Origin of the sequence: Phreatobacter sp. (genome assembly GCF_016793595.1) — a bacterium.
Lineage (GTDB): Bacteria > Pseudomonadota > Alphaproteobacteria > Rhizobiales > Phreatobacteraceae > Phreatobacter.
Genome location: NZ_JAEULY010000004.1, coordinates 401,611 through 427,129 on the forward strand (window position 1 = coordinate 401,611; position 25,519 = coordinate 427,129).

Annotated in this window: 23 protein-coding genes and 1 riboswitch; of the genes, 13 read left to right on the forward strand and 10 right to left on the reverse strand. The window is 67.6% G+C overall.

The features are described from left to right. The first annotated feature begins 4 nt into the window (after nucleotides 1–4). The 6 genes from JNK84_RS06015 to dps all read left to right on the forward strand — a co-directional run bounded on the left by JNK84_RS06015 (nucleotide 5) and on the right by dps (nucleotide 5,523). Nucleotides 5–511 carry a GNAT family N-acetyltransferase gene (locus JNK84_RS06015; RefSeq protein ID WP_293421563.1) on the forward strand — a complete coding sequence of 169 codons (507 nt, stop codon included), beginning with the start codon at nucleotides 5–7 and terminating at the stop codon, nucleotides 509–511. Then, on the forward strand, nucleotides 508–1,545 hold the full coding sequence (locus JNK84_RS06020) for a YeiH family protein (RefSeq protein WP_293421565.1): 1,038 nt from the start codon (nucleotides 508–510) through the stop codon (nucleotides 1,543–1,545). The genes JNK84_RS06015 and JNK84_RS06020 overlap by 4 nt, the downstream gene beginning before the upstream one ends. 25 nt (nucleotides 1,546–1,570) lie before the next feature. Continuing rightward, nucleotides 1,571–2,518 carry a hydroxyacid dehydrogenase gene (locus tag JNK84_RS06025; RefSeq protein ID WP_293421567.1) on the forward strand — a complete coding sequence of 316 codons (948 nt, stop codon included), beginning with the start codon at nucleotides 1,571–1,573 and terminating at the stop codon, nucleotides 2,516–2,518. Further along, on the forward strand, nucleotides 2,518–3,510 hold the full coding sequence (locus tag JNK84_RS06030) for an Ldh family oxidoreductase (RefSeq protein WP_293421569.1): 993 nt from the start codon (nucleotides 2,518–2,520) through the stop codon (nucleotides 3,508–3,510). The genes JNK84_RS06025 and JNK84_RS06030 overlap by 1 nt, the downstream gene beginning before the upstream one ends. Before the next feature lie 124 nt (nucleotides 3,511–3,634). Then, the gene (locus JNK84_RS06035; RefSeq protein WP_293421571.1) at nucleotides 3,635–4,882 is read left to right on the forward strand and encodes a pyridoxal-phosphate-dependent aminotransferase family protein; all 1,248 of its coding nucleotides are present in this window, start codon (nucleotides 3,635–3,637) and stop codon (nucleotides 4,880–4,882) included. A 212-nt stretch (nucleotides 4,883–5,094) separates the two neighbouring features. After that, the gene (gene dps, locus JNK84_RS06040) at nucleotides 5,095–5,523 is read left to right on the forward strand and encodes a DNA starvation/stationary phase protection protein Dps (protein WP_441343220.1); all 429 of its coding nucleotides are present in this window, start codon (nucleotides 5,095–5,097) and stop codon (nucleotides 5,521–5,523) included. Between the two features lie 84 nt (nucleotides 5,524–5,607). On the opposite strand, the gene JNK84_RS06045 is transcribed toward dps, so the two are convergent. After that, on the reverse strand, nucleotides 5,608–6,624 hold the full coding sequence (locus JNK84_RS06045) for an NADP-dependent oxidoreductase (RefSeq protein ID WP_293421575.1): 1,017 nt from the start codon (nucleotides 6,622–6,624) through the stop codon (nucleotides 5,608–5,610). Between the two features lie 501 nt (nucleotides 6,625–7,125). Here JNK84_RS06045 and JNK84_RS06050 point away from each other — a divergent pair. Both JNK84_RS06050 and JNK84_RS06055 read left to right on the forward strand, forming a co-directional pair. Next, nucleotides 7,126–8,301, forward strand: coding sequence for a DEAD/DEAH box helicase (locus tag JNK84_RS06050; protein ID WP_293421577.1), 1,176 nt, complete (start codon nucleotides 7,126–7,128; stop codon nucleotides 8,299–8,301). Nucleotides 8,302–8,337: 36 nt separating this feature from the next. Continuing rightward, nucleotides 8,338–8,547 carry a cold-shock protein gene (locus JNK84_RS06055; protein WP_293421579.1) on the forward strand — a complete coding sequence of 70 codons (210 nt, stop codon included), beginning with the start codon at nucleotides 8,338–8,340 and terminating at the stop codon, nucleotides 8,545–8,547. 144 nt (nucleotides 8,548–8,691) lie between these two features. Here the strand turns inward: JNK84_RS06055 and JNK84_RS06060 are convergent, their stop codons facing one another. The 3 genes from JNK84_RS06060 to JNK84_RS06070 form a co-directional block, all read right to left on the reverse strand. Then, nucleotides 8,692–8,997, reverse strand: a complete 306-nt coding sequence (locus JNK84_RS06060; RefSeq protein WP_293421581.1) for a hypothetical protein — start codon at nucleotides 8,995–8,997, stop codon at nucleotides 8,692–8,694. Between the two features lie 137 nt (nucleotides 8,998–9,134). Next, nucleotides 9,135–12,083, reverse strand: a complete 2,949-nt coding sequence (ileS, locus tag JNK84_RS06065; RefSeq protein ID WP_293421583.1) for an isoleucine--tRNA ligase — start codon at nucleotides 12,081–12,083, stop codon at nucleotides 9,135–9,137. A 196-nt stretch (nucleotides 12,084–12,279) separates the two neighbouring features. After that, nucleotides 12,280–13,056, reverse strand: coding sequence for a hypothetical protein (locus JNK84_RS06070; protein ID WP_293421585.1), 777 nt, complete (start codon nucleotides 13,054–13,056; stop codon nucleotides 12,280–12,282). A 234-nt stretch (nucleotides 13,057–13,290) separates the two neighbouring features. On the opposite strand from JNK84_RS06070, the gene JNK84_RS06075 reads away from it, so the two are divergent. Next, a complete protein-coding gene (locus JNK84_RS06075) occupies nucleotides 13,291–13,728 on the forward strand; it encodes a hypothetical protein (RefSeq protein WP_293421587.1) in 438 nt (145 codons plus the stop codon). 25 nt (nucleotides 13,729–13,753) lie between these two features. Here JNK84_RS06075 and gcvPB read toward each other — a convergent pair whose 3' ends face one another. From gcvPB to JNK84_RS06105, 6 genes are all read right to left on the reverse strand, one after another. Next, nucleotides 13,754–15,328 (reverse strand): aminomethyl-transferring glycine dehydrogenase subunit GcvPB, encoded by a 1,575-nt coding sequence (gene gcvPB / locus JNK84_RS06080; RefSeq protein WP_293421589.1) that lies wholly within the window; start codon nucleotides 15,326–15,328, stop codon nucleotides 13,754–13,756. An 11-nt stretch (nucleotides 15,329–15,339) separates the two neighbouring features. Next, nucleotides 15,340–16,695, reverse strand: a complete 1,356-nt coding sequence (gene gcvPA, locus JNK84_RS06085) for an aminomethyl-transferring glycine dehydrogenase subunit GcvPA (protein WP_293421591.1) — start codon at nucleotides 16,693–16,695, stop codon at nucleotides 15,340–15,342. A 148-nt stretch (nucleotides 16,696–16,843) separates the two neighbouring features. Further along, nucleotides 16,844–17,218, reverse strand: a complete 375-nt coding sequence (gene gcvH, locus JNK84_RS06090) for a glycine cleavage system protein GcvH (RefSeq protein WP_293421593.1) — start codon at nucleotides 17,216–17,218, stop codon at nucleotides 16,844–16,846. A gap of 29 nt (nucleotides 17,219–17,247) precedes the next feature. After that, the gene (gcvT, locus tag JNK84_RS06095; protein ID WP_293421595.1) at nucleotides 17,248–18,393 is read right to left on the reverse strand and encodes a glycine cleavage system aminomethyltransferase GcvT; all 1,146 of its coding nucleotides are present in this window, start codon (nucleotides 18,391–18,393) and stop codon (nucleotides 17,248–17,250) included. Between the two features lie 183 nt (nucleotides 18,394–18,576). Further along, a riboswitch (glycine riboswitch) is annotated at nucleotides 18,577–18,682 on the reverse strand. Nucleotides 18,683–18,774: 92 nt separating this feature from the next. Further along, nucleotides 18,775–19,407 (reverse strand): LysE family translocator, encoded by a 633-nt coding sequence (locus tag JNK84_RS06100; RefSeq protein ID WP_293421597.1) that lies wholly within the window; start codon nucleotides 19,405–19,407, stop codon nucleotides 18,775–18,777. Nucleotides 19,408–19,491: 84 nt separating this feature from the next. Then, nucleotides 19,492–20,130: a hypothetical protein gene (locus JNK84_RS06105; RefSeq protein WP_293421599.1), complete on the reverse strand. Its 639-nt coding sequence runs from the start codon at nucleotides 20,128–20,130 to the stop codon at nucleotides 19,492–19,494. A 202-nt stretch (nucleotides 20,131–20,332) separates the two neighbouring features. Between JNK84_RS06105 and JNK84_RS06110 the strand changes: the two genes are divergently transcribed. The 4 genes from JNK84_RS06110 to JNK84_RS06125 all read left to right on the forward strand — a co-directional run bounded on the left by JNK84_RS06110 (nucleotide 20,333) and on the right by JNK84_RS06125 (nucleotide 25,519). Beyond that, a complete protein-coding gene (locus JNK84_RS06110) occupies nucleotides 20,333–21,511 on the forward strand; it encodes a pyridoxal phosphate-dependent aminotransferase (RefSeq protein ID WP_293421601.1) in 1,179 nt (392 codons plus the stop codon). Nucleotides 21,512–21,619: 108 nt separating this feature from the next. Continuing rightward, nucleotides 21,620–22,075, forward strand: coding sequence for a (2Fe-2S)-binding protein (locus JNK84_RS06115; RefSeq protein WP_293421603.1), 456 nt, complete (start codon nucleotides 21,620–21,622; stop codon nucleotides 22,073–22,075). A gap of 62 nt (nucleotides 22,076–22,137) precedes the next feature. Continuing rightward, a complete protein-coding gene (locus tag JNK84_RS06120) occupies nucleotides 22,138–24,351 on the forward strand; it encodes a xanthine dehydrogenase family protein molybdopterin-binding subunit (RefSeq protein ID WP_293423498.1) in 2,214 nt (737 codons plus the stop codon). A 130-nt stretch (nucleotides 24,352–24,481) separates the two neighbouring features. Then, nucleotides 24,482–25,519: an acyltransferase family protein gene (locus tag JNK84_RS06125; RefSeq protein ID WP_293421605.1), complete on the forward strand. Its 1,038-nt coding sequence runs from the start codon at nucleotides 24,482–24,484 to the stop codon at nucleotides 25,517–25,519.

Here is a 25,519-nt window from a genome sequence, read left to right on the forward strand (position 1 = left end):
GTCGATGAGCCTTCAGTTCGCCACCCCCCGCCTGTTCCTGACGCCCATCGACGAGGCGGACTTCGCCGATCTCGCCGCGCTCAACGCCGATCCCGAGGTCGGTGGCCGGCTGAAACATGGCGTGTTGACGGAGGCACAGACCCGGGCACAGTTAGACGGCTACCGCGCCATCTGGGTCGAGCGTGGCTTCGGCCTGTTCGCACTGAGGCTGCGCGAGACCCGCGCCTTCGTCGGCATTGCCGGACTGTGGGACCATGACGGCGGCCTCGGAACCGCCTTGCGCTATGCCGTCGTGCCGGAGCATCGCGGAACCGGATTGGCCCGCGAGGCGGCGATGGGCGCTCTGGACTTCGCCAAACGACAGAACATTCATCCCATCATAGCCGCCACGCGCGAAAGCAATATTGCCTCCCAGCGCATTCTCACCGATCTCGGTTTCGCGCTGCGCGATATCAGCGGCGAGCCGGGCCATCGGGTGATGGTCTTCGAACTGCCAGAGAGATCATCATGACCATGCCCATGGCGGCAACCGCCCGCCCGTTGCTTCCTGGCGTGGCGCTCGCCTCCGCGGTTGCCATCGCGGCCGTCTCGGCCGAACCGCTGGTGCGGCAGGCGAGCGGCGGCCGGCTGGCCCTGCCCGGCATGGTGATCGCGCTGATCATCGGCATCGCGCTGCATTCGCTCGCCGCGCGGCCACTTTTCGAACCGGGCCTCACCTTCGCGGTCAAGAAGATGCTGCGCTGGGCCATCGGCCTCCTCGGCCTGCGCATCGCCTTCGGCGATATTCTCGGACTGGGGGTCGGCACGCTCATGCTGGTGGTCGGCTCCATGGGGGCGACGATCGCGGCGGGCATCTGGCTCGCCCGCCGGTTCTCGGTCCACGACGGCTATGGCGCGCTGGCGGGAGCCGCCACCGCCGTCTGCGGCGCCTCGGCTGCGCTCGCGACAACCACTGTCCTGCCCAACTATCCGTCCAAGGCCGCCGACACGGCCTTCACGGTGGTCGCGGCCAATGCGCTCTCCACCATCGTCATGCTGGCTTACCCGCCGCTGGCGATCCTGTTCGGTTTCGACGCGACCAAGACCGGCATCCTGCTCGGCGCCACCATTCACGACATGGCGCAGGTGGTTGGCGCGGGCTATGCGGTGTCAGACCCGGTCGGCAATGCCGCCGTCGTGGTGAAGCTGTTCCGTGTGTTCCTGCTGCTGCCGGTGGTGCTGATCATCGGCTGGTGGTTCGTCCGGCAGGGCCAGCACGCCAATGCCGCCAAGGTGCCCGTGCCGGTCTTCGCGCTGGTGTTCCTCGCGCTGGTGGCGGTCAACTCCATCCTGCCCGCCGTGCCGGCGCTGGCCGCGCCCTATACGGTCGTCAAGGGCTGGCTGGTCAACCTCTCCAATGCCGGCCTTCTGATCGCGATCGCGGCGCTGGGGCTCGGAACGTCCATCACTGCCATCCTGTCCATCGGCTGGCGGCATGTCGCGGTGTTCCTCGGCACGACCTTCGTGATCCTCGCCATCGTCGTGGCAGGACTGTTCATCCTCTAGGAAACCCGCTCCAGGAAGCCCCCGCATGACCGAGATCGTCATTTCCGAGTTCATGGACGAGGCGGCGGTCGAGGACCTCAGACGCGACTTCGCGGTCACCTACGACAAGGGCCTGGTCGACCGCCCGGACGAACTGGCGCGCCTTGCCGCCGGCGCGCGGGCGCTGATCGTCCGCAACCGCACGCAGGTCCGCGGCAGCCTGCTGGAAGCTGGTGCGAAGCTGGAGGCCATCGGCCGGCTCGGCGTCGGGCTCGACAATATCGACCTCGACGCCTGCGGGGCGCGCGGCATCGCCGTGCTGCCGGCAACCGGCGCCAACGATATCGCGGTGGCCGAATGGGCCGTGACCACAGTGATGGTGCTGCTGCGCGGGGCCTATTTCGCCACGGCCGAGGTCGCGGCGGGGACCTGGCCGCGCGAACGCCTGATGGGCCGCGAAATCTACGGCAAGACACTGGGCCTCGTCGGTTTCGGCGCCATTGCGCGCGAGACGGCGACCCGCGCCAGGGCCCTCGGCATGACCATCATCGCCGCCGATCCCTTCGTCAGGGATGACGACCCGGTCTGGTCGCGGATCGGCGCGCGGCCGGTCGGCCTCGACGCGCTCGTGGCGGAGGCGGATGCCATCAGCCTGCACGTGCCGCTGACAGCCGAGACGCGCAATCTCATCGATGGCCGGAGGCTTGCGGCCATGAGGCGCGATGCCGTCGTCGTCAACGCCGCCCGTGGCGGCGTCATCGACGAGGCGGCGCTGGCGGAAGCGCTGAGGGCCGGCACCATCGCGGGCGCGGCGCTGGACGTGTTCGACGCCGAGCCGCTCAAGGCGGGTTCGCCGCTCGCCGGTTGCCCCAACCTGATCCTGACCCCGCACATTGCCGGCGTCACGGTCGAGAGCAATGTGCGCGTGTCCTCCGTCACTGCCGCCAATGTCCGTCGCGTCCTGATGGAAAACGCGAAAAAGGAGAAGCGCTGATGACCCGGGTCCCGCTCGATGTCGCCCGCTCATGGGTGGCGCGCATCTTCACGGAGAACGGCGCGAATGCCGAGGCCGCCGCTTCCGTCGCGGCGGCGCTGGTCAGGGCCGAAAGCGAGGGGCTGAAGGGCCACGGCCTTTCCCGCATCCCGACCTATCTGGTGATGCTGAGAAGCGGCAAGATCGACGGCCGCGCCGTACCGACCGCGAAGCGCGTTCGCGCCGCGACGCTGATGGTCGATGCGGCCAACGGCTTTGCCTATCCGGCGGTGGACCTCGCGCTGAAGGAGCTGCCGGCCATCGTCGCGGAGACCGGGATCGCGGCGGCGGCCATCGCCCGCTCCAACCATGCCGGCGCGCTTGGCGCCCATGTCGAGGCGCTGGCGGACAAGGGGCTGATCGCGCTGTTCTTCGCCAATACGCCGGAGGCCATCGCGCCGGCGGGCGGCACAAAGGCCGTCTACGGCACCAATCCCATCGCCTTCGCCTGCCCCCTGCCCGGCCGTCCCGCCGTGGTCGTGGACCTCGCGCTATCCACGGTGGCGCGCGGCAATATCGTCGCAGCGAACCAGAAGGGCGAACCGATCCCCGAGGGCTGGGCGCTCGACACGGAAGGCAACCCGACAACCGACGCCGCCAAGGCGCTGAAGGGCACCATGGTTGCTCTCGGAGGCCCCAAGGGCACGGCGCTCGCCCTGATGGTCGAGGTGCTCGCGGCCGCGCTCACCGGTGCACATCTCGCGTTCGAGGCCTCCTCGTTCCTTGACGACAAGGGCCCGCCGCCCGGCACCGGCCAGACGATCCTCGCCATCGACCCCGCCGGCTTCGGCCACGGCGCTTTCGGCGAGCGGATCGCGGCGCTGGCAGGCGCGATCGAGGCGCAGGCGGGAGCCCGGCTGCCCGGCCAACGGCGCCTCGCCCTGCGCCAGAAGGCGGCCGCGGACGGCATCGTCCTGCCTGCCGATCTCATCGAGAAGCACGGCGCGCCCTGAGCGGAGCCTGGCAGGATGACAACACCGCGAGGCGTGGCAGCAGCGCTCGCGGCCGTATTGCTCCGCGATGATCCAGCGGCTACGCGAGATTTGAGATTTCCGCCCAAGGGCTGAGGGACCATTCATGACTGTCGCCAACGGCCGCTTACTGCTCGCCATTCCCGGGCCGACCAACATTCCCGACCGCGTGCTGCAGGCGATGATCCGCCCGGCCGAGGAAATCTATTCGGGCCCGATGGTGTCTCTGACCGACAGCCTGCTGGGCGATCTCCAGCGGATTTTCCGCACGCGCGGACGCACCTACATCTACGCCGCCAACGGCCATGGCGGCTGGGAGGCCGCGATCTCGAACGTGCTGTCGCGCGGCGACAAGGTGCTGGTGCTGGCAAGCGGCCGCTTCGCCATCGGCTGGGGCCAGATGGCGGCCTTCATGGGTGCCGATGTCGAGGTGATGGACGGTTCCTGGCGCGCCAGCATCGATCCGACGGCGGTCGAGGAGCGGCTGAAGCGCGACACGGCCCATTCCATCAAGGCCATCCTGATGGTGCAGATCGACACGGCCTCGGGCGTCGTCAACGACGTGCAGGCGGTGCGCCGGGCCATCGACGCGGCCGGCCACCCCGCCCTGTTCATGGTGGACGGCGTCGCCTCGCTCGGCTGCATGCCGTTCGAGATGGATGCCTGGGGCATCGACGTGGCCATGTCGGCTTCGCAGAAGGGCATGATGACGCCGCCCGGCCTCGCCTTCGTCGCCGCCAACGACAAGGCGCACAAGGCGCACGAGACCGCCGACATGAAGACGCTCTACTGGGACTGGACCGCGCGCCAGGGCAAGGAGCACTACATGAAATATTGCGGCACGCCGCCCGAGCACCTGCTCTTCGCGCTGCGCGCCGCGCTGGACATGATCCTCGAGGAGGGTCTGGAAGCCGTCTGGAAGCGCCATGCCCTGCTCGCCGCCGCGACGCACGCCGCCATCGGCAAGTGGGCGGAAGGCCAGGTGATCTCCTGCAACGTCACCGATCCCGCGCAGCGCGCCTGCTCCGTGACGCCCGTGCTGGTCAACGGCGCCGATTCCGAGGCGATCGCGGCCTATACCCAGAAGATCTGCGGCGTGACACTCGGTTCGGCCATCGGCGAACTGTCGGGCCGCGCGTTCCGCATCGCTCATATGGGCCACGTCAACGCGCCGATGGTGCTTGGCTCGCTCTCGGCCATCGAAATGGCCCTGAAGGCGCTCGGCATCCCGCATGGCGAGGGTGGCGTGTCCGCCGCCGTCGCCACGCTGGCGGAGGGCGCTGGGCTGCCCTTCGGCCCCGCCGTGCACGAAGTGCCCGAGAACGACCTAGCGGCGCCCACCGCGCCGGTGTGAGGCGCGGGCCTGCCTCGCCGCGCGTTCAGGCCGGCGATCCCGCCCGTGGAACCAGCAGACCATCCGGCGCATTGTTGCGTGACGATCACCGGAGGTCCGCCATGAGCAAATCCACTACCCGCAAGACCGCAGCCCCGAAAGCCAAGGCCGGAGGCAGGCCGTCCGGCCATCAGGCCTTCGTCAGCGACCTGACGAGCAACACGCGCGCCGCCATGATCGACCTGCTCAACGCACGGCTGGCCGACACGATCGATCTGAAACTGGCGGTCAAGCAGGCCCACTGGAACATCAAGGGACCGAGCTTCATCGCCATCCACGAGCTGCTCGATCAGGTCTCCGCGCGGGTGGAGGAGCACTACGATACGATCGCCGAGCGTTGCGTGCAGCTCGGCGGCACCGCCTTCGGCACCGTTCAGGCGGTGGCCAAGGCGACCTCGCTGTCGCCCTACCCGACCACGGCGACCAGCCAGACCACGCATGTCCGCCAGATCGCGGACCATCTCGGAGCGGTGGCTGCCGCCTGCCGCGCGGCGGTGGATCAGTCTGACGAGGCCGGCGATGCGGTCACCGCCGACATCTTCACCGGCATCGCCCGGGCGCTCGACAAGGACCACTGGTTCATCGGCGCGCATCTGGAGTGACAGGCGAAACCGCCTGCCACATCCGACCGGCTTTGTCGGGACGATTGACGCCGCGCCCGGCTCGACCGGGGCGCGGCGAGACGGCTAGCCGACCTTCACCACCAGCTTGCCGAAGTTCCGGCCCTTCAGCAGACCGATGAAGGCCTCGGGCGCCTTGTCGAGGCCATCGACCACGTCCTCGCGGTACTTGACCTTGCCCTCGCGAATCCACTGGCTCATGTCGGTGAAAAAGGCCTTCGACTGGTCGGCGAAGTCGCGGACGATGAAGCCACGCAGGTTGAGCCGCTTGGTCAGGACATCGCGCATCAACAGCGGCAGGCGGTCCGGTCCGTCCGGCAGCGAGGTGGCGTTATACTGGGCGATGACGCCGCAGACCGGGACGCGGGCGAAGAAATTGAGCAGCGGGAGCACCGCGTCGAAGACGTGGCCGCCGACATTCTCGAAATAGACGTCGATACCGTCCGGGCAGGCCTTCTTGAGGTCGGCGGCGAACGTCGGCGAGCGGTGGTCGAGGCCGACATCGAAGCCGAACTCCTCGGTCAGCGCCTTGACCTTGTCCGCGCCGCCGGCAATGCCGACCGCGCGAGCGCCCTTGATCTTCGCGATCTGGCCGACCGCCGAGCCGACCGGTCCGGTGGCGGCCGCGACGACGACGGTCTCGCCAGGCTTCGGCTGGCCGATCGTGAGCAGGCCGGTATAGGCGGTCATGCCGGGCATGCCGAGAACACCAACGGCGGTGGAGATCGGCGCGGCGGTCGGGTCGACCTTGCGCAGGTCCTTGGCGTCGGCCACGGCATGGCTCTGCCAGCCGGAATGGGACAGCACGATGTCGCCCGGCCGGAACCGCTCGCTGTTGGAGGCGACGACCTCGGCGACCGTGCCGCCCTCCATGACGCCGCCAATCGGCACCGGCGCGGCATAGGACTTCGCATCGCTCATGCGCCCGCGCATATAGGGGTCCAGCGAAAGGTAGCGGATCTTGAGAAGCACCTGATCAGGACCGGGCGCGGGCAATTGCGTATCGACGATGGAGAAATTCGCGGCGGTGGGCTCGCCGTGGGGACGGCTGGCGAGAAGAACCTGTCGGCTGGTCGTGGTCATTGGACACCTCCCGAAGCGCCGCGAAACCATGGCCGCAGCTTCGACGCTTCAAGTAACGGCCGGCGGCGCATGTCGCAATCGGTCCGAGCGGCCGCACAACGCCGCCATGCTCACCGGTTGGCCCTTCCCCATGGAAACACAAGCGGTAGCGGGCGGCCGCACCTTGGCTAGACTTGGAAGAATTTCACCCGGTTCAGTGGTTTTTGGAGAAATTCTCGACAAGACTAGTAATTATTCGCCGGCTGCGGAGAGCTAAATTTCATGTGCGGGCTTGACGCGCCCATGGGCTTACCGCATGTATGATGCAATCATCGTCGTGACTGCGCTGCGCCGCCTCAAGTTTTGTACCGGGCGTCGACAACCGGAGATCCGGTGCGACAACTCCGTCTGATCCGCCCGGCGCGCGGTTCGTGACTTCGAGCTGGAGGACGCCAAGGGGGCGTATCCGGTAGGACCGAAAGACCAACTTTCTTGAACAATCAGACTTTTGCAGAGCTCGGGTTGGCCGAGCCGCTTCTGCGTTCTCTCTCCGACGCGAACTTCGTACGCCCGACGCCGATCCAGGCCAAGGCCATCCCCCATCTTCTCGACGACTACGATCTCATCGGCATCGCCCAGACCGGCACCGGCAAGACCGCGGCCTTCGCCCTGCCGATTCTGCACCACATGCTGGACGAGGCCGTCAGGATGCCGGCCAAGGGCGTGCGCGCCCTCGTGCTCGCCCCGACGCGCGAACTGGCGCTGCAGATCTTCGACAATGTCGAGCGGCTGTCGAAGCACACCAAGCTGCGACATGCCGTGATCTTCGGCGGTGTCGGCCAGAACCCGCAGGTTCAGGCGCTGGCGCGCGGCATCGACATGCTGGTGGCCACCCCCGGCCGGCTGCTGGACCTGATGAACCAGGGCCTCGTGCGCCTCGACACGGTCACCCACCTCGTCCTCGACGAGGCCGACCGCATGCTCGATATGGGCTTCATCCACGACGTCAAGAAGATCATCGCGAAGCTGCCCGAGCAGCGCCAGTCGATGCTGTTCTCGGCGACCATGCCCAAGGAAGTCGCCAAGCTCGCCCGCGACATGCTGTGGGAGCCGATGCGCGTCGAGGTAACGCCGGAAGTCGTCACCGTCGAGGCCATCGAGCAGCACGTCTTCCACGTGCAGCAGCCCGACAAGAAGGCGCTCCTTGAAAAGCTGCTGGACGATCCGGCGCTGGCCCGCGTGGTGGTCTTCACCCGCACCAAGCACGGCGCCAACAAACTGGCCGGCCAGCTCGCCAAGAGCGGCCATTCGGCCGATGCGATCCACGGCAACAAGAGCCAGAACGCCCGCCAGCGGGCGCTCGCGGCCTTCAAGACCGGCGATTGCCGCGTGCTGGTGGCGACGGACCTGTTCGCCCGCGGCATCGACGTGGCCGAGGTGACGCACGTCATCAACTACGAGCTGCCGAACGAGCCCGAAAGCTATGTCCACCGCATCGGCCGCACCGGCCGGGCCGGACGGACCGGCATCGCCTATGCCTTCTGCGACCCGAGCGAGCGCTCCTACCTCACCGCCATCGAGCGGCTGACGCGGGTGCCGCTCTCCGTGGTCGGCTCCCCCCTGCCCGCCGGGGCCCGCGGCGATGCACGCCCGCCCCAGCGTCAACAGCGTCCTCAGCCCCGGCGACGGGCTGCCTGACACCTCCCTCCACCGCCAAACATCGAGGAGCATTCCATGGCGACCGGGACCGTTAAGTGGTTCAACCCCCAGAAGGGCTACGGCTTCATCCAGCCGTCCGACGGCGGCAAGGACGTGTTCGTCCACATCTCCGCCGTTCAGCGCGCCGGTCTCAACGACCTGCGTGAGGGCGAGCAGGTGTCGTACGAGCTCGCGACTGACCGCCGCACCGGCAAGCAGTCGGCCGACGAGCTCAAGCTGGCCTGATCAAACCCGATCGTGGCGCCGTTCGCGGCGCCGCTTCGATCCCAAGAGCGCTTCCGCCCTTCCACGAATGGCGGAAACACTCTGATCTATTGATATGACGCACCTTCTCAACGCGAACCGATATCCATTTCGCGCGAAGGTGCTCTAGTGCACCGTTGCGGTGGCGCTCGCCAATCCGGCGCCGATCTGTTCGAGGACGACGATCTCAGGATCCTCGTCCTCGAGCGAAGGCGATACCGAGAGAAGCAGGACGCCCGGCCGCCGCGCCGCGATGAATTTTGCCACGACGCGGCCCTGTTCGACCGTATCGAGGTAGTGGACGTCCTCGGCGATCATGCGCGAGCCGCGCTGGACGAAGGACACGACCGCAAAGCGCGTGCCCCCGTGCGGACCGTCCTCGCCGGCCTCTCCCGCCGGTCGATATTGCAGCCATCCTTTGCCCCGAGGCATGGGCGCTCCCGATTCTGACGCCGCATTGTCGCATGAACCGGACAGGCTGGGATCGGTCTTTGCCCCGACGTGTTGTCGCTTAAGGGAAAGACCGGGTAGGCAGCTGATCAACGCCGCCCACCTGGACCCGAAGGCGGTCACATCACGTGACGCTGCTTCCACTCGCGCATGGCTGCCGCATCGCGCGGCGTGACGTCGGGATAGTCGGCGTCGGCAGTGGCGGGATCGAAATACTTCCAGGAACGGGCGCATTTGATGCCGGACGCCTTCACCGGAACCACCGCGACGCCTTTGGTGTCCTCCGCGCGGAAGGCTTCCGCCGGTCCCTCGCCCGCGATGACCGTCGCGCCCGATGTGATCGCCACCTCGGCGAGGTCGATACCGTCGAGCGCCGTCTTGAGGTCGGCATCCCCGACATAAACCACCGGCGCGGCCTCCAGCGACGAACCCATGCGCTTCGCCGCGCGTTCCACTTCCAGCGCGCCGGTGACGACGCGCCGGACCTTGCGGACCTTTTCCCATTTCGCGTCGAGAGCCGGGTCGAGCCAGGCGGCGTCAGCAGTGTAGAAGCCGGCGAGATGCACCGACCCGTCGCGGCCGTAGCGGTCCCACCAGGCCTCTTCCGTCGTGAACGAGAGAATCGGAGCGAGCCAGGTCGTCACCGCCCTGAAGACCTCCTCGATCACCGCCAGCGTCGCCTTGCGCTCGGTCGAGGAGACGGGATCGCAGTAGAGACGGTCCTTGCGGATGTCGAAGTAGAAGGCGGAGAGATCGACGTTCATGAACTGCGTCAGCAGCGCGAAGACCTTCTTGTAGTCATAGGTCCGATAGGCCTCCTGGACATCCGGCGACAGCTCCGCCAGCCGGTGCAGCATCAGCCGCTCCAGTTCGGGCAGATCCGCGACCGCCGGCAGGGCCGAACCGTCGTGATGGGCGAGCGCGCCCAGCATCCAGCGGATCGTGTTGCGCAGCTTGCGATAGGCGTCGGAGGTGGTCTGAAGGATTTCCTTGCCGATCCGGAGATCGTCGGAATAGTCGGAAGCCGCCACCCACAGGCGCAGGATGTCCGCACCCGACTGCTTGATCACATCCTGCGGGGCAACGGTGTTGCCGAGCGACTTCGACATCTTGCGGCCGTCGCCGTCGAGCACGAAACCATGGGTCAGCACGACGTCGTAGGGCGCGCGGCCGCGCGTGCCGCAGCTCTCCAGCAGCGAGGAATGGAACCAGCCGCGATGCTGGTCGGAGCCTTCCAGATACATGACCGTATCCGCACCGCCGTCGATCTTGCGCTTCAGGCCCGCGAAGTTCGGGAAATCCTGCGGCCTCTCCAGCGTGAAGGCATGGGTGGAGCCGGAATCGAACCAGACGTCGAGGACGTCATCGACCTTGTCCCAATCCGAGGACTGGTACTGCGGACCCAAAAACCGTTCCTTGGCTCCGGTCTTGAACCAGGCGTCGGCACCCTCCTGCCGGAAGGCCTCGTTGATGCGCAGATTGACTGCCTCGTCCTTGAGGATTTCACCGGTATCGCGATTGACGAAGACAGCAATAGGCACGCCCCAGGCGCGCTGGCGCGACACCACCCAGTCCGGGCGGTTCTCGATCATGCCGCGGATGCGGTTCTCGCCGGATTCCGGCACCCACTGCGTGTCGGAGATGGCCTTCAGCGCGCGCTGGCGCAGCGTCTTGCCGTCCTCCGCATAGGGCTTGTCCATGGCGATGAACCACTGGGGCGTATTGCGGAAGATCACCGGCTTCTTCGAGCGCCAGGAATGCGGGTACTGGTGCTTCAGGCGGCCGCGCGCGACCAGCGCGCCGGCAGCGACCAGCGCGTCGATGACGGCCTGATTGGCGTCGCCCTTGTCGCCCTTGTCGGTGATGACCTGACGGCCCTCGAAGCCCGGCGCTTCCTTGGTGAAGCGGCCGTCGCCGTCAACGGTATAGGGGATACGGGTCTCGATGCCCCGCTCGGCCAGCACGCGGCCATTCGCCATCCAGATGTCGAAGTCCTCGCGGCCGTGGCCCGGCGCGGTGTGGACGAAGCCGGTGCCGGCATCGTCGGTGACGTGGTCGCCGTCGAGAAGCGGCACGTCGAAATCGTAGCCCTGCCCACGCAGGGGATGAGCGGCGGTGAGGCCGGCCAGTTCCGAGGCAGGCACGTCGCGGACGCGCTCGAACGCCTCGACCTTGGCCGATTTGAACACGTCGGCGGCCAGCTTGTCGGCGAGGACATAGGTCGCACCGGCCTTGGCCCAGTTGTTCTCGGCGGCCTGCGTGACACGATAGAGGCCGTAGGGGATACGGCTGGAGAACGAGATCGCGCGGTTGCCGGGCATCGTCCACGGCGTGGTGGTCCAGATGACGACGGCCGCATCGAGGCCCGCCACCGGAAACGCCACCCAGACCATGTCGCTCTGGTAATCGTGATACTCGACCTCGGCTTCAGCCAGCGCCGTCTTCTCGACCACCGACCACATGACCGGCTTCGAGCCGCGATAGAGCTGGTCGCTCGCCGCGAACTTCATCAGCTCCTCGGCGATCTGCGCCTCGGCGTGGAAGGTCATGGTCTGGTAGGGGTTGGCCCAGTCGCCGACGACGCCGAGACGCTTGAACTCCTCCCGCTGCACGTTCAGCCAGCGGGTGGCGAAGGCGCGGCATTCCTGCCGGAACTCGACGACATCAACGTCGTCCTTGTTCTTGCCCTTGGCCCGGTATTCCTCCTCGATCTTCCACTCGATCGGCAGGCCGTGGCAGTCCCAGCCGGGCACGTAGTCACTGTCGAAGCCGAGCATCTGCTGCGACTTCGTCACCATGTCCTTGAGGATCTTGTTGAGCGCGTGGCCGATATGGAGGTGGCCATTGGCGTAAGGAGGGCCATCATGCAGCACGAAACGGTCGCGGCCCTTGGCCTCGCGGCGCAGGCGCCCGTAGAGGCTCATGTCCTCCCATGCCTTCAGGATTTGCGGCTCCTTCTCGGGCAGGCCGGCGCGCATCGGGAACGGCGTCTCGGGCAGGAGCAGGGTCTTGGAATAGTCGAATGCCTCGGCGGTTTCGGGCGAGGCGGTGCTGGTCTTGTCGGACATGGGATGATCGGCCGGAACTGGCGGCATTCACGGCCGCAGGCTTCAAGGGCGGGTTGTCGGGACCCCGGACCTCCGGGCGCGCGCGATCAGGCGCGGCCTTCAGGAGGCCGGGCCGGTAATTCGCGAACAGGAGCGGATGGCGCGCATGGCGTCTCTTTAGGGGGAAGATCGCCCGAAAGGCAAGGGCGCAAAGGCGTCAGCGGCTCGCAACCACGTCCGCGAAGGTCTCAAGGTCGGCTCGCGCAAGCGGCCCGGCCTTCGCCGCCGCCGCCCGGACCAATTCCAGAAGCGCGTCTCGCTCGGGGGTCGGCAGCGAGCCCGCCACCCGCGGCCCCGTCTCGCGGAGGGCGACCGTAATCCGATCGACCGCCTCGCCCGCGAGCGCGCCTGCCGCAATGGCCCGCAGCGGACCGTTGAACTGCTCGACAAGCTGGCCGCGCAGCTGTTCGGCGCCGACGCGGGACTCGGCGAAAGCGAGGCCCGGCAGCTGCCCCTGCAGGGCCTCGGCATTGGCCTGAAGCAGCGCCGCCGAGCAGCGGATCATGAAATCGATGCCTTCCAGGATTTCAGGCCAGAATCCGTCACCGGATGCTCCCGCCGCTGCGGAATCGGCTGCGAAATAGCGGGCAAGCACCGCCTGCCCGGACGAACAGGTGCGAAAGAGCGACGGCACGTCGCGCGCGCCGAAGCGCCTCGCCGGCGTGATGCCGATCCCATCCCAGATGGCGCGGAGCATCGGAGCGGTCGCGGGGTCGGCAAGCCGTGGCAGCTCACCTCTCGGCGCACCCGCCATGTAGCGATCGAACTCCAGCCGGGCCCGGCGAGCAGGATCGTCCGCGTCGTGCATATGGCCGGCATGTCCGCCGGCAACGGGTGCGGCATCGTCGGCGGCGCAAACGGCCGAGCTGCCGGCGAGCCCCGCAAGAAGCGCCAGCAACGGCAGGGGCGTGCGCCATGTCGAAAATCCGGGCATCGGCTCCGCTCCGCGATGCGCCGGCCGAACTTGCCGGTTGCGTGTTTCCGCGCTGTTGTGCCTGTCGCCAAGGACTGGCGCAAGATGCCGGCGTTTCGCTGCCGGTCTGCCCGGTTGGCGGCATGGCGACAACCCGTCCGCGGCACAGGCTCGAAACAGGCAGCGGCGACAAGATGGGCCAGTTCCCCGTCCGGTGCTCCGATGTTTCGCCTGAGCCTTCTCGCCCTTGCATTGATGACCGCTGCCGCCGGCGCAACGCCCACGGTCCCCGCTGCCGCCATGCCGGATGAGCTGCATGGCACCTGGGGCCGGGATGCCGAAGCCTGCACCGACCCGGCGAGCCGGGGGCGGCTCAGGGTGGAAAGGCGGGCGGCGCAAATGTTCCACGCGACATGCACGTTCGACCGCATCCGCATCGTCGCCGACGGCATATTCGAGGGTCGCGGCCCCTGCGTCGAAGTGCAGGGCGGGCGGCGCTATCGCGGCGGAGTGTCGCTGATGGGGCTGGGCGACCGGATGATGGTCACCTTCCCCGGCAGCCAGATCGCCCACACCTACCAGCGCTGCACGCAGCCCATCCCCGTGCGCCAAAGCATGATCCCGAAAAGCGGGAACCGGTTTTCGGGATCATGCGCAAACAGGACGATGAACCGCGAATCCGATCCGGTCTGATCGGAGCGCATGTTAGGGCGGCGGATTACTCCGCCGCCTCCGCGTAGGGCGCAGGCTTCGTCCAGCGCAGGATGGGCGTGCGGGCCGCCCGCGTCTCGTCGAGGCGGCGGCGCGGGGCGTGGTAGGGCGCGCCCTTGAACCGGTCGACCTCGCCACGCTTCGCCGACATGGCAAGGTCGCGCAGCGTCGCGATGAACAGGTCGAGGGAAGCCCGCGATTCCGACTCGGTCGGCTCGATGAGCATGGCCCCGTGGACGACCAGCGGGAAATACATGGTCATCGGGTGGTAGCCCTCGTCGATCATGGCCTTTGCGAAATCGAGGGTCGCGACGCCCGTGTTCTTGAGCCACTCGTCGTCGAACAGCGCCTCGTGCATGCAGGGCTGGTCGCCGAAGGACAGGCTCATCAGGTCCGAGAGCGAGGCGCGGATGTAGTTGGCGTTGAGCACGGCATCCTCGGACGCCTGCTTCATGCCGTCGGCGCCGTGGCTGAGCATGTAGGCAAGGGCCCGGGTGAACATGCCCATCTGGCCGTGGAAGGCCGACATGCGGCCGAAAGGCTGCTCGCCGTCCTGAAGTTTTCCACCTTCCTCGACGAGAGAATAGCCCTTGCCGACGCGCACGAAGGGATAGGGCACGAAGGCCGCCAGCCGCTCCGACAACACGACAGGCCCCGCACCCGGTCCGCCGCCGCCATGGGGCGTCGAGAAGGTCTTGTGCAGGTTGATGTGCATGGCATCGACGCCGAGATCGCCCGGCCGCGCCTTGCCGACGATGGCGTTGAAGTTGGCGCCGTCGCAGTAGAAGTAGGAGCCGTTGTCGTGGATCGCCTTGGCGATCTCGACGATCTCCTTCTCGAAGATGCCGCAGGTGTTCGGGTTGGTCAGCATGATCGCCGCGACATCCGGCGCCAGCGCCGCCTTCACGTCGGCGACATGCACGGTGCCATCGGCCTGCGCCGGCACGGCCTTCACCTCGAAACCGATGAGGGCGGCCGTCGCCGGGTTGGTGCCATGGGCGGATTCCGGCACCAGCACCACCTTGCGATGGCCCTGGCCCTTCGCCTCCAGCGCGGCCTTGATCGCCATCATGCCGGCAAGCTCGCCATGGGCGCCGGCTTTCGGGCTCATCGCGACGGCGGGCATGCCGGTCAGCTCTTTGAGATAATGCGCCAGCGTGTCGATCAGTTGCAGCGCGCCCTGCACGGTCGAGACCGGCTGGAGCGGGTGGATGTCGCCGAAGCCCGGCAGCCGCGCCATCTTCTCGTTGAGGCGGGCATTGTGCTTCATCGTGCAGGAGCCGAGCGGGAACAGCCCGGTGTCGATGCCGAAGTTCTTCGACGACAGACGCACGTAGTGGCGCATGGCCTCTGGCTCGGCGAGGCCCGGCAGCCCGATGGGCTCCTTGCGGTCGAGCTTGCCGAGGCGGGACTTCGCCTTTTTCGGTTCCGGAATATCGACGCCGGTGACCTCGGGACGGCCGAACTCGAAGATCAGCGCCTCCTCGATCTGCAGCGCCTTGTTGCCGGTAAAGGTGCGGTGCGCGGAGGCGGAACCGGCTTCGCCGGCGGCGGTGGGACGACCCTGGTTGTTCATCGACATCGGTCCGCTCCTCAGATGCTCGCGCCCAGCGCCGCCACGAAGGCCGCGCGGTCGTCGTCGGTGTTCACTTCCGTATTGGCGACGAGGATCACGCCGGCCAGCGCCTTGTCCCTCGGCCAGAGGCGCGAGGCCGGCACGCCGGCCAGCACGCCCTTCTTCGCCATCTTCTCCACGACCCTGGCGGCATCGCCCGGCACGCGGATCGCGAATTCGTTGAAGAAGGTCTTGTTGAGGACATCGACGTCGTCGAGATCCGCCAGCCGGTCGGCGAGATCGCAGGCATTGGCGTGGTTGACGGCCGCCAGCTTGCGCAAGCCCGCCTCGCCCAGCAGCGACATGTGGATGGTGAAGGCGAGGCACATCAGTCCGGAATTGGTGCAGATGTTCGAGGTCGCCTTCTCGCGGCGGATATGCTGCTCGCGGGTCGAGAGCGTCAGCACGAAGCCGCGCTTGCCCTCGGCGTCCACCGTCTCGCCGCAGAGGCGGCCGGGCATCTGACGGACATATTTCTGCTTGGTCGCGAACAGGCCGACATAGGGACCGCCGAAATTCAGGCCAACGCCGATGGACTGGCCCTCGGCCACGACGATGTCCGCGCCCATCTCGCCTGGCGAGGTGACGGCGCCAAGCGAGACGGCTTCGGTGACGACCGCGATCAGCAGCGCGCCGGCATCCTGCGCCTTTTTCGCGATTGTCGTGAGGTCGTGCAGGTTGCCGAAGACATCCGGCGTCTGGATGACCACGCATGAGGTCTCGGCGTCGATGGCGGCAGCGACCGCCTTGAGGTCGGCCCCGGCATCGTCAGGGTTCGGTGCCAGCGACACGATCACGTCGGAGGCCATGCGCGACACGGTGTCGATGGTCTCGCGGTAGTGCGGGTGCAGGTTGCCGGCGAGGATGGCCTTGCGCCGCTTCGTCACGCGGTGCGCCATCAGCACTGCCTCGGCAGCCCCGGTCGAACCGTCATACATGGAGGCATTGGCCACCTCCATGCCGGTGAGCATGGCGACCTGCGTCTGGAACTCGAACAGGTATTGCAGCGTGCCCTGAGCGATTTCCGGCTGGTAGGGCGTATAGCTGGTCAGGAATTCGGAACGCTGGATCAGGTGATCCACCGTCGCCGGCACATGGTGCTTGTAGGCACCCGCCCCGACGAAGAACGGCACCTCGGAGGCCGAGATGTTCTCCGCCGCGATGGCGCCCATGAGGCGCTCGACCTCGAGCTCGCCCTTCGCCTTCGGCAGATCGACGAGCCCCTTCAGCAGCTTGCCCTTCGGGACATTGGCGAAAAGATCGTCGACGGCGGCGACGCCGATCTTCGCGAGCATGTCGGTGCGGTCGTCGGAGGTCAGCGGCAGGTAGCGCATGGCGTCTCGGTTCCAAACCCTCTCCCCTTGCGGGAGAGGGGGCCCGCGTCAGCGGGCGGGTGAGGGGTTTGGTGCGGCGGGGGACACTCCCCTCACCCGGCGCCTCACGGCGCCACCTCTCCCGCAAGGGGAGAGGGTTGTGTGTGGCTCACAGCGTGTCGAGGAAGGCCTTGTAGGCGGCCTCGTCCATCAGCCCGTCGAGTTCGGACGGATTGGCGAGCTTGATCTTGAAGAACCAGCCCTTGCCGGCGGGGTCGTCGTTGACCGTGGCGGGCGCTCCCTCGAGGTCGGGATTGGCGGCTGTCACCTCGCCGGAGACCGGCGAATAGATGTCGGAAGCGGCCTTGACGCTCTCGACCACTGCGGCGCTGTCGCCCTTCTTGAAGCTCTTGCCCGCGGCCGGAAGCTCGACGAACACGACGTCGCCAAGCTGCTCCTGCGCATAGTGGGAAATGCCCACGGTGCCGACATCGCCGTCGATGCGGATATATTCGTGGTCCTTGGTGTATTTGACGGTGGCCATGGCGCTGGTCCTCTGGAGTTGTTCTGGCGTCAGCCGCGGAAATAGCGGTGCGGTGCGAAGGGCATGGTGACGATCTTCGCCGGCAGGTCCTTGCCGCGCACTTCAAGCAGAACAGGCGTGCCGGGCTCGGCGAAGCGGCGGTTCACATAGCCCATAGCGAGCGGGCCGTTGATGGTCGGCCCGAAGCCGCCCGACGTGACATCGCCGATGGGCGAGCCGTCGGCTGCCTTGATCACGGTGCCCTCGCGCGCCGGGGCCCGGCCGTCGGGCAGGATACCGACGCGGGCGCGCGGGGCACCCTCAGCCAATTCCTTCTGAACGCGGGCCGCGCCGGGAAAGCCGCCTTCCGTGCGACGGCGCTTCTGGATCGACCAGGTGAGGCCCGCCTCAATGGGTGATGTAAAGGTATTGATGTCGTGGCCGTAGAGGCAGAGGCCGGCTTCGAGGCGCAGGCTGTCGCGCGCGCCAAGGCCGATCGGCTTCACGCGCTCGTCGGCGAGCAGCTTCCGGGTCAATGCGACCACGTCGCCGGCTTTCACCGAGATCTCGACACCGTCCTCGCCCGTGTAGCCAGTGCGCGAGACATGCGCCCAGATGCCGGCAATCGGCAGATCCATCGAGGTCATGAACTTGAGGCCGGCAAGCTCCGGCGCGAGCGTCGCGACAGCCACTGCCGCTTCCGGCCCCTGAACGGCAATCAAGGCAAGCTCATACGCGATCTTCAGCGTCACGCCGGCCGGCATATTCGCCTTCAGATGCGCGTAGTCGGCGTCCTTGCAGCCGGCGTTGACCACCAGATAGAGCCAGTGCTCGTGGCCGGGATGGCCGAGCCGGGTGATCATCAGGTCGTCGAGGATGCCGCCCTGCGGGGTGGTGAACTGCGAATAGCGCTGCTGGCCGGGTTTGAGGGCCAGGATATCGGCCGGCACCAGCTTTTCGAGCGCCGCCGCCGCCGTCTCGAACTGGCCGTCCTCGGGGATCAGGAAGCACTGGCCCATATGGCTGACGTCGAACAGGCCGGCGTGCTCGCGCGTCCAGTTATGCTCGGTCAGCACGCCAGTCGGGTATTGAACCGGCATGTCGTAGCCGGCGAAGGGCACCATCTTGGCGCCCAGCTCCACATGCAGCGCATGAAGCGGCGTTTTCAGCAAAGGTCCGTCGTGGGTCTCGCCCATTGGTCCTGCACTCCGGCGCGCGGTCGCGTCCGGGCCAGCCGAACACGTCCGAAACGCGGGCTTGTCGCCCGCTCGCGCCCCTCTGTCGCAGGACCTGAGAGATTCACGGGGTTCGGCTAGCAGCCGGCCCGCTTACTCCGTCGGTGGGCCGCGTTTGGACGCGCGGCCGCTTTCCAGAATGCCATTCCCCCGGCGGTCCTTTTTGCCTGAGAGGTTCCGGGGCCGTTGCTCCTTCGGCGCCGGGAGATCTCGACTTTGAAGACCACCCGGACTCTCCCGCCGGGCTTGCATGACACGCCAATCGCAATGACGGGATCATCAGGCGAAGTCAAGGCGGGCTTGCAGGCAGGCGTGGCGCGCTTGTGAGCAGCGGTGCCGGGCTCAGCGCCGTTCCTGCAAGGCGAGTTGCAGGCCGAGGCCGATATAGATGCCGCCGACCACCTTGTTCTGCCAGCGCGCGATGGCCGCGTTGCGCTTGAGAAAACCCGCGAAGGAGCCGGCCGCCCAGGCGAGCATGGACGTATAGGCCATGCTCATGACCACGAAGATCGCGCCGAGGACGAGAAGCTGGAGCGACACCGCGCCGCGCGCGGGATCGACGAATTGCGGCAGGAAGGACAGGAAGAACAACGCGGTCTTCGGGTTGAGGATCTCGGTGAGAAAGGCCTGTCGGAAGACCACCACGCCGGACAGCGGCTTGACGTTCGGCAGATCGAACCCGCCGCCGGAGCGCTCCAGCACGGCGCGGATGCCGAGATAGATCAGATAGGCCGCGCCGAGATATTTGACGATGTCGAAGGCGAGCGCCGAGGTCATCAGCACCGCCGAGAGGCCGATCACTGCCATCAGCGTGTGGGCGGCATCACCGGCGGCGATGCCGAAGCCCGTCGCGATACCGGCACGCGGGCCGCCGGAAATGGCCCGAGCGAGGGTGAGAAGCACTGCCGGCCCCGGAATCAGGAACAGCAGCGCGACGACGGCGACATAGGTCGCAAGATCGGTCCAGGCGAACATGGCGGGCTCCGGGGCAGAACGGCCGGCGAGCCAGCCATGGCTCGCAGAGGCCTGTCAACGGGCCCCGGACAGGGAGCGCCGCTCCTACCGCTGCGCCGTGCGCGCCCGCCCGCGGCGGCCCCGCTCGGGCTGCTGGGCCTGATTGTCGAAACCGACGAAGACGATGTACTGCGCCAGGGCGTTCGCCTCGGGCAGCGGGAACTGCACCTGGTCCTCGACCTGCGTGAACGTCACGCTCGGGGAGCCGGCCGGCACGTCGATCGGCACCTGATAGAGTTTCGTCCAGACGGGGGTCGACAGACCCTGCGTCACCGCGATGCGGATCGGCAGCGTCACGCGGCCGCCCTCGCCCTTCGGCCCGGTCAGCACGCGCCCCTCGACACCGACACGGATGGTCATGGTCTGCCCGTCGACCCGGCACTCGCGGGCAAGCTCCAGGATCGTCGCCTGATAGCGCAGTTCCGTCGGGCCTTCGCCGCCCTGCCGCCAGACGTTCGAGCCGTCGCGCACCTCGATCCGGGGGCAATGGGCGAGATCGGACAGCTGCCCGCCCGCCTGCGGCGCGCCGAACAGCGCAGTGTGGGCCCGCGAGCCGACGCCCTGCTGCTGGGCGGCGGCCGTCTGCGGATCGCTCTGGCCGCCGAACAGGCTGCCGGACGTATTGCAGCCGCCGAGCGCCAGCGCCGCAGCCATGACCGGTACAATCGCGATGAAACGCCGCACGCCGCCACCCTCAAGGTCTTTTTCGTCGCGCGCTTATAGCAAGAGGTTCCGGGCCAAACCAAGGCTGTCCTTTTCCGTAGGCGGGCCAACCCTGCCCCTGTGGGCAATCGGCTTCGCTGATGGGAAAAGCCTGCGATATTCATGAGAACCCGCCGCGCGGCGCGGCTATGGTGTCGCCGACACCATTCCCAGACGGGGCTTCATGACCACTTCCCTCATCGAGACGCTGCGCCCGGAAGCCTCGGGCGCGCCCGCGAGCGGCATCGTCGAACTGTCGAAATATGCACGGAATGCCGGCGAGGTGATTCAGCTCTGGGTCGGCGAGGGCGATGCCCCGACCCCGTCCTTCATCTACGAGGCGGCGACGCGCTCGCTCGCGGCCGGCGAGACGACCTATACGTGGCAGCGCGGCATTCCCGAGCTCCGTCAGGCGCTGTCGGCCTATGCCTCCGATCTCTACGACCGGCCGCTGTCGCCCGAGCGATTCTTCGTCTGCGGCTCGGGCATGCAGGCGATCCAGATCGCCATGACCATGGTGGCCGGCCCCGGCGACGAGGTGATCATCCCCTCCCCGACCTGGCCGAACGCGCCGGCCGCCGCGGGCCTGCGCGGCGCCACGCCGGTCTTCGTCGAGCTCGACCACGGCAATCGCGGCTGGACGCTCGACCTCGACAAGCTCGAGGCGACCATCACGCCGAAGACGAAAGCCTTCTTCATCAACACGCCGTCCAACCCGACCGGCTGGACCGCCACGAAGGAAGAACTCGCGGCGATCCTCGCCATCGCCCGCCGACGCGGCATCTGGATCATCGCCGACGAGATCTACACCCGCTTCGTCTGGACGGGCGCGGAGAAACGCGCGCCCTCGTTCCACGACGTACGGGAGGACGGCGACCGCATCCTGTGGGTCAACACCTTCTCCAAGAACTGGGCGATGACCGGCTGGCGCACCGGCTGGGTGGAAGCCGATCCCTCGCTCGGCGATGTGGTCGAGAACCTGATCCAGTATTCGACCTCCGGCTCGCCGGTGTTCATCCAGCGCGCCTGCATCGTGGCGCTGGAGCGCGGCGGCGGCTTTCTCGATCATCAGATCGCCAAGGCCCGCAAGGCGCGCGACATCATCTCGGCCGCCGTCGAGGAGACCGGCCGCTGCCGGTTCTCGCGGCCTGACGGGGCCTTCTATCTGTTCTTCGGCATCGACGGCGTCACCGATTCGAACGCCGCCGCGAAGAAGATCGTCGATCTCGCCAAGGTCGGCCTCGCGCCCGGCAGCGCCTTCGGACCCGGCGGCGAGGGCCATCTACGGCTCTGCTACCTGCGCTCGCAGGACCAGATCGAAATCGCCGCCGAACGGCTGAAACAGGCCATTCCGCAGCTCTGAGGTTCGTCCGCCCCGGTTCACAAATCCGTGCTGCGCTGCGGCGGCCCCCTGTCGCGCGCCGGGCTTTGCGCCTAGCTTGTCGTCATTCCAGACAAGCGCGAGGCGACGATGCTGACGCTCGACATCAACGGCCGGTCCCATCAGATCGACGCCGATCCCGACATGCCGCTGCTGTGGGCGATCCGCGACCACGCCAACCTGACGGGCACCAAGTTCGGCTGCGGCAAGGCGCTGTGCGGCGCCTGCACCGTGCATGTCGATGGGCAGGCGGTGCGCTCCTGCTCGCTGCCGGCGGGCGACGCGCAGGGCCGCAAGATCGTCACCATCGAGGGCCTCGACGGACGGGTCGCGGAGGCGGTGCAGGCCTCGTGGCGCAAGCTCGACGTCGTCCAGTGCGGCTACTGCCAGTCCGGCCAGATCATGAGCGCCATCGCGCTGCTCAGCGAAAACCGGACGCCAAGCGAGGACGACATCAACAACGCCATGGACGGCAATATCTGCCGCTGCGGGACCTACGTGCGGATCAAGGCGGCGATCCAGGACGCCGCCCGGTCGCTGGCCTGAGGGAGGACGCATCGATGACCATCGCCCCCGAAGGCAAAACCATCACCGCTGCCGTCGCCGGCATGCAGCCGCAGCATCTGACGGTCGCAGCCGATGCGATCCGGTCCTACGAGGCGACCCGTCGCGCCTTCCTGAAGGGCGGCGCGGCCCTCGGCGGCGCGCTGGTCGTCGCCGGCATTGTCGGCCCGAACGGCGAGGCTCTCGCGCAGGCGCCGGGCGCCAACCTGCCGGCCAACCCGGGCGCCTTCGTGCGGATCGCGCCGGACAACACCGTGACCGTCATCATCAAGGCCCTCGACAAGGGGCAGGGCGTGACCACCGGCCTCACCACCATCGTCGCCGACGAACTCGATGCCGACTGGAGCCAGATGCGCGCGGTTTTCGCGCCCGCCGACCACCGGCTTTACAACAACCTGCTGTTCGGCCCGGTCCAGGGCGTCGGCGGCTCGACCACCATCGCGGGATCGTGGCTGCAGATGCGCAAGGCGGGCGCGGCGGCGAAGCAGATGCTGATCGCCGCCGCGGCCGCCGAATGGGGCGTGCCGGCCGCCGACATTCGCGTCGCCCGCGGCGTCGTCAGCCATGGCGGGCGGCAGGCGACCTTCGGCCAGCTCTCCGCCAAGGCGGCAACCATGCCGGTTGTCGCCGATCCGGTCCTGAAAGGCCCCGGCGACTGGACGCTGATCGGCAAGGATGGCGCGACGCCGCGCGTCGATTCGGTCGCCAAGACATCGGGACAGGCAACCTTCTCCATCGACGTTCGCCGCCCCGGCATGCTGACCGCGCTGGTAGCCCATTCGCCGAAATTCGGCGGCAGGGTCAGGAGCTTCGACGCGGCCGAGACACGCAAGGTGAAGGGTGTCGTCGATGTGGTCGAGATTCCGAGCGGCGTCGCGGTCGTCGCGCGCGACACCTGGTCCGCGATGAAGGGTCGCGATGCGCTGAAAGTGACCTGGAACTTCACCGCCGCGGAAACGCGGTCGAGCGACGCCATCATGGCCGAGTACAAGCGTCAGGCCGCCTCGCGTGGCCTCTCCGCCGGCCGGCGCGGCGATGCGGCGCAGGGCCTGACACGCGCCGCCAAGGTCATCGAGGCCGAGTTCGAGTTCCCCTATCTCGCCCATGCGCCGATGGAGCCGCTGAACGGCGTCATCGAGCGGCGGGCGGATGGCGGCATCGAGGCCTGGGCTGGGTTCCAGTTCCAGACGGTGGAACAGGCCACTGTCGCGGCCATCTGCGGCGTCCCCGCCAATCAGGTGCAGCTCAACACGCTGTTTGCCGGTGGCTCGTTCGGCCGGCGCGCCACGCCGACCTGCGACTACGTGTCGGAGATGGCGCATATCCTGAAGGCCACCGGCTATCGCGCGCCGATCCACCTTGTCTGGACGCGCGAGGACGACATGCAGGCCGGCTATTACCGGCCGATGGTCTATCACAAGGTGCGCGCAGGGGTGGACGCGCAGGGCCGCATCGCCGGCTGGGAGCATCGCATCGTCGGCAAGTCGATCCTGATCGGCTCGCCCTTCGAGGCGACGATGGTGGCCAACGGCGTCGATGCGACGACGGTCGAGGGCGCCAACGACACGCGCTACGACATCGCCAACCTCAATGTGGAGGTCCATAACGGCCGCGAAGGCGTGCCGGTCCTGTGGTGGCGGTCGGTCGGCCATACCCATACGGGCCAGGTCACCGAGGTCGTCATGGACGAACTGGCGCAGGCCGCCGGCAAGGACCCCCTCGCCTTCCGCCTCGACTATCTCGGCAAGGCGCCACGCGATGCGGCGGTGCTGAAGCTCGCGGCCGAGAAGGCCGGCTGGGGCCAGCCGCTGCCGCCCGGCAAGGGGCGCGGCATCGCGGTCCACGAGAGCTTCCGCACCCATGTCGCCATGGCGGCCGAGGTGACGGTGGACGGCGGCAAGGTCAAGGTCGACCGCATCGTCGCGGCGGTCGATTGCGGCATCGTGGTCAATCCCGACATCGTCCGTGCCCAGATCGAGGGTGCGGTCGGCTTCGCGCTGTCCTCCGTGCTGCGCAACCGCCTGACCCTGAAGGAAGGCGAGGTGCAGGAGACCAATTTCGACACGTTCGAGCCGACCCGCATGTCGGAAATGCCGAAGGTGGAGGTCCATCTCGTCGCCTCGACCGAACCGCCGACCGGCATTGGCGAGCCGGGCGTACCGCTGGTCGGGCCGGCCATCTCCAATGCGGTTTTCGCGGCGACCGGCAAGCGACCGCGCTCGCTGCCGATCGATCTCAACCAGCTCGGCGGCGCCTGACGGGCGTCGCTCAGGCTGATTCCTGCCGTTGCTCGCACGTTCACCACGTTGCCGGGATGTCGTGGACGGGATCGGGGCGGCGGAGCGATAGTTGACGCCCCGTCAACAGCGTGATCCACGAACGGACGCCATGTCGGACATCGCTTCGGACCGGGCCCAGCGCCCGGCCGCGACCCATGCGGCCGAGCCCGCCCAGCGCCTCGCCAACGTCGATGTCGCCAAGGGCATCGGCATCCTGCTGGTCGTCGTCGGCCATGTCGTCTCCCAGCAGGTGCCGGCGGGCCACGAATGGTACCGGACGCTGAAAGACGCGATCTACTTCTTCCACATGCCGTTCTTCCTGGCGCTGAGCGGCTATGTTCTCGGCCTTTCCGCGCGCGCATGGACCGCCGACCGGCGCGCCTTCATCCTGGAGCGGCTGGATCGCCTGATCGTGCCGTTCTTCACGTTCGGGCTGCTGATCATCGCGGGCAAGTCGCTGTTCTCGCTGTTCCTGCATGTCGACAACACGCAGAACAGCCTCCTCGCCTATCTCGACGGCCTGTTCGTCCATACGAGCCGCAGCCCGGCCACCTCGGTCTGGTATCTCTATGCGGCATTCATCTACGCGGTGATCTTCCGGCTGGTGATCGCCCCGCGGCCGGTCATCCTGCCCGTTCTGCTCGTGGCAAGCCTCGTCCTGCCGTTCCTCGACATCCCGAACCTCTTCTACGCCGACCGCGTGCTGAAATTCCTGCCCTTCTTCCTCATCGGCCTGTGGGCCGGGCGGCATCGCGACGCGGTCGAGGAACAGGTTCGGCGGGGCGGCTGGCTCGCCATGATCGCGCTCGGCCTGTCCATCGTGCTGGCGCTGCGGGCCGAATCCACACTGTCGGTGTTCGTCACGGCGCTGTTGTCGCTGCCCGCGCTCTACTGGCTGGCGCAGATTCTGTCGGAGCGTGGCGACCGCCTGTTCATGACGCTCGGCGCCTTCTCGATGGCGATCTACCTGCTCAACACCATCACCATCGGACTGACCAAGGGGGTCGGCTTCCTGTTCCTCAAATGGGACGGCAACGCCTTCTATCTCTACTTCGTCGCGCTGACGCTGGCGGGCATCGTCCTGCCGATCATCGCCAAGCTCATCCTCGACAGGATCGCGCCGCGCCTCGCCCGCTATATGCGTTGA